Source organism: uncultured Campylobacter sp., from assembly GCF_938045535.1.
GTDB lineage: Bacteria > Campylobacterota > Campylobacteria > Campylobacterales > Campylobacteraceae > Campylobacter_B.
Map to the genome: position 1 here is coordinate 1 of NZ_CALIMQ010000167.1, position 2,896 is coordinate 2,896.

At 49.2% G+C, this 2,896-nt stretch carries 4 protein-coding genes; 3 read left to right on the forward strand and 1 reads right to left on the reverse strand.

Annotated features, from left to right (window positions below):
• Positions 1–340: 340 nt before the first annotated feature.
• From pepE to Q0095_RS05300, 3 genes are all read left to right on the forward strand, one after another.
• Positions 341–1,174, forward strand: coding sequence for a dipeptidase PepE (gene pepE, locus Q0095_RS05290; protein ID WP_297882037.1), 834 nt, complete (start codon positions 341–343; stop codon positions 1,172–1,174).
• A 232-nt stretch (positions 1,175–1,406) separates the two neighbouring features.
• Positions 1,407–1,922 carry a hypothetical protein gene (locus tag Q0095_RS05295; protein ID WP_297882039.1) on the forward strand — a complete coding sequence of 172 codons (516 nt, stop codon included), beginning with the start codon at positions 1,407–1,409 and terminating at the stop codon, positions 1,920–1,922.
• 110 nt (positions 1,923–2,032) lie between these two features.
• The gene (locus Q0095_RS05300) at positions 2,033–2,176 is read left to right on the forward strand and encodes a hypothetical protein (protein WP_297882041.1); all 144 of its coding nucleotides are present in this window, start codon (positions 2,033–2,035) and stop codon (positions 2,174–2,176) included.
• Positions 2,177–2,284: 108 nt separating this feature from the next.
• Here Q0095_RS05300 and Q0095_RS05305 read toward each other — a convergent pair whose 3' ends face one another.
• Positions 2,285–2,866 (reverse strand): nitroreductase family protein, encoded by a 582-nt coding sequence (locus Q0095_RS05305; protein ID WP_297882043.1) that lies wholly within the window; start codon positions 2,864–2,866, stop codon positions 2,285–2,287.
• Positions 2,867–2,896 lie beyond the last annotated feature (30 nt).

Genomic DNA, 2,896 nt, shown 5'->3' on the forward strand with positions numbered 1-2,896 from the left:
ACCTTGATTTTTACCGGGATATTGGAAGGCGCCGCAGCTCATATATTTTTGTACGCCTTAATCGTAGCGCCGATTTGCGGAATAGTTTTTGGGGTATGCTATTTTTTCAATACGGGCTCATATACCCCGAAAGCCGAAGCGTAAATTTCATTAAATTTAGCCGTGCTTTTAAAATTTTACGACGCGGCGTCTCGCCTAATTTCGGAATTTAGCAAGCTTTAAATTTTACCTTGCCGAGAGCTCCGCGCAAGCGAAATTTAAACCGAATATTCAGTCTCTCTTTATATGCAAAGGAATATAATTTCAAAACAGATATCAACTTTGATTTAAAGGAGAAAAGATGCAAAATCAAAGACGAGACCTACTAAAGGTAGCCGCTTTGGCGGCGGGCGCTGCGATGCTCGGTACGAGCGAACTGGCTGCGAGCGAAAAGGCGTTTAAACTCTCAAAGCGCGATCATAGCAAGCAAAGAGCGCTGCTGCTCTCAAGCTCGGGCTATAAAGACACGAAGTATCTATCGCACGCGGTGTCGTGGATCGGTAAATTTGCGCAGGAGAACAGCCTCGCGGGCAAAAAGATCGTTTTCATCCCTTACGCGAGCCTACGCAGGAGCTACGACGAATATGAAAAGCGCGTCAAAGAGGCACTTGCGAGTTTAAATTTAAATATCGTCGGCGTCCATCACGCTAAAAACGCCGCGAAAGAAGTCGCGAGCGCGGATTGCATATTCGTAGGCGGCGGCAATACCTTCAAGCTCGTGCACGATATGTACGAAAACGAGCTCATCGCTCTGATTAGCAAAATGGTCGAGGACGGCACGCCGTATATCGGCTGGAGCGCGGGCTCGAACGTCGCGGGCGCTACGATGATGACGACGAACGATATGCCGATTATCGAGCCTGAGTCGTTTAATACTTTCAACATCTTCCCGCACCAGATCAATCCGCACTTCATCTCGGGCAAGCCTGTGGGGCACAACGGCGAGAGCAGAGAGGAGAGGCTGGAGGAATTTTTGATCGCTAATCAAAAATCGACCGTTTATGCGATGCCGGAGGGTACGGCGTTTTGGCTTGAGGGCGAAAAGGCGACCGTGCTCGGGCCTGCTGCGGTGCTAAAGATGAACTACAATAAAAAGGTCGAGTTGATCGAGCCGGGCAGCTCGTTTAAGTATTGATCGCACCCGCTTAAATTTAACCAAGAGGTGCGCCAGGCGGCACCGCTCGTTTGAATGCGCAAATCGGTTAAATTTTTAATTGCGGCGCTCGGCTAAATTCGGGCGCCTCTTTTAAATTTACGCGACAAAGCGCGCTTTGCTTATGCGGACACGCGATCGAAAGATAAACATCGATTTAAAGCGACGCGCGATCGCCGCGACCGCAAAGCATAAATTTAAAAACGGAGGCAAAATGCCCTACATTCACCTTCTTATGCCGCTTAGCGATTTTATCCCATACATCGCGAGCATCCTCGCTGATTGCGGCGGGACGGTATATGTGAAAAAAAGCGGCGGCGCTTATAGTGCCGTAAAAATCGATGCGGGCGGCCGCCGAAACTTAAGCGATCGGAGGCAAAGTTTCAAATTTTTTATCTCGTCCGAATCGCCGCAAGAGCCCGAATTGCCTGCAAAGGTATTTTACGACGATATGTATCGAAGCATCATAGAAGGCACGGGAGGACGAGAAACGCAAGAAGCTATAGAGATGATCGCGCTGCGACTCGTCGCAAAAAATCCGGGCGCGGCTATTCGGAAAATTTTCTCCGCGATCAAAAATAAACTAGAAAATGACGAAGCGATCGGTCGCGGGCTTAGCTGCGGCGCTTCTTTTTACAAAGATTATTTTTACGCGAAGCGCTGCGTGGACGGTAAAATTTTGAAATTTGATCTGAACAACGACAAACTGCCGAATATTACGACGCCGTAAACGGGCGGCATCGATAGCGCGAGCAAAAGGTGGCGCCTACGCAAAAAAGCGCCGCTTGGATCACGCGCGCTTTTAGAATTTAATCGTTTTCCCGCCTAAACGGCTTGGTTATGCAAGAAAAGGCGGCATCACTCGCACAAGGGCGTCCATATAAGCAAAAAATCGCTCCGCCGCATCGCAGCTGCACGATCTCAAAGCCGCCTTCGCCGCCGCTAGTTTGCGCCGCTTCGCAGACGGTTCGCAAAGGGCTATAAATTTAAAACGCCTGCAAATTTAAGCGTTTAGCCACTATGAACGATCCACTCAGACGCCACATTAGGCTTCGTTGCAGGCGCAAATTTAAACGGCAGGGCACAAGCAAATTAAATATAGCTAACCTTATAATGATCGCAGCTAGGCTTACGCTCCTCGCGTTTAGCGTCGCTTTTACCGATCGCAAGCGAGCAAAGCGGCGAGTATCCCTCTGGAATGCCCACGCGAGCTGCGAGAACAGGTTCGTCAAAAAGCGTAACGACGACTGTATTTATCGGGCACGAGGCAAGCTCAAGCGAAGTTGCGCGAAGCTGCATATTTTGCATCACAGAACCCATCGCCCAGTAAATTCCGCGGTGTAGGTTTTCAAGCTTGGCGCCTTCGCATTCCTTCGGCAGTTCCGTCGCGAGTTTACCCGAAAGCAAGATAAGAACGGGCGCGCCGTAAAGCGTAGTTTTGGTTTTCATCCCCATGTTTTCAAGCATTTTGCCGAATTTCTTAACGGCCGCCGCATTAAGCTCGAGCAAAAGATCTTTGTCTGTAATAACGCTTATGTGAGCGTCCTTCGTGGTAAAAAGAGCGGGCGCTAGATACGCTGCCTCCAAAATCGCCCGGATTTCCTCTTTTGACGGGACTTCGGCGTTAAATTCGCGCACGCTTCGACGCTTTTTCATAGCTTCGAGTAGTTGCATTTTCTCTCCTTAAATTTGATTTTAATTTCA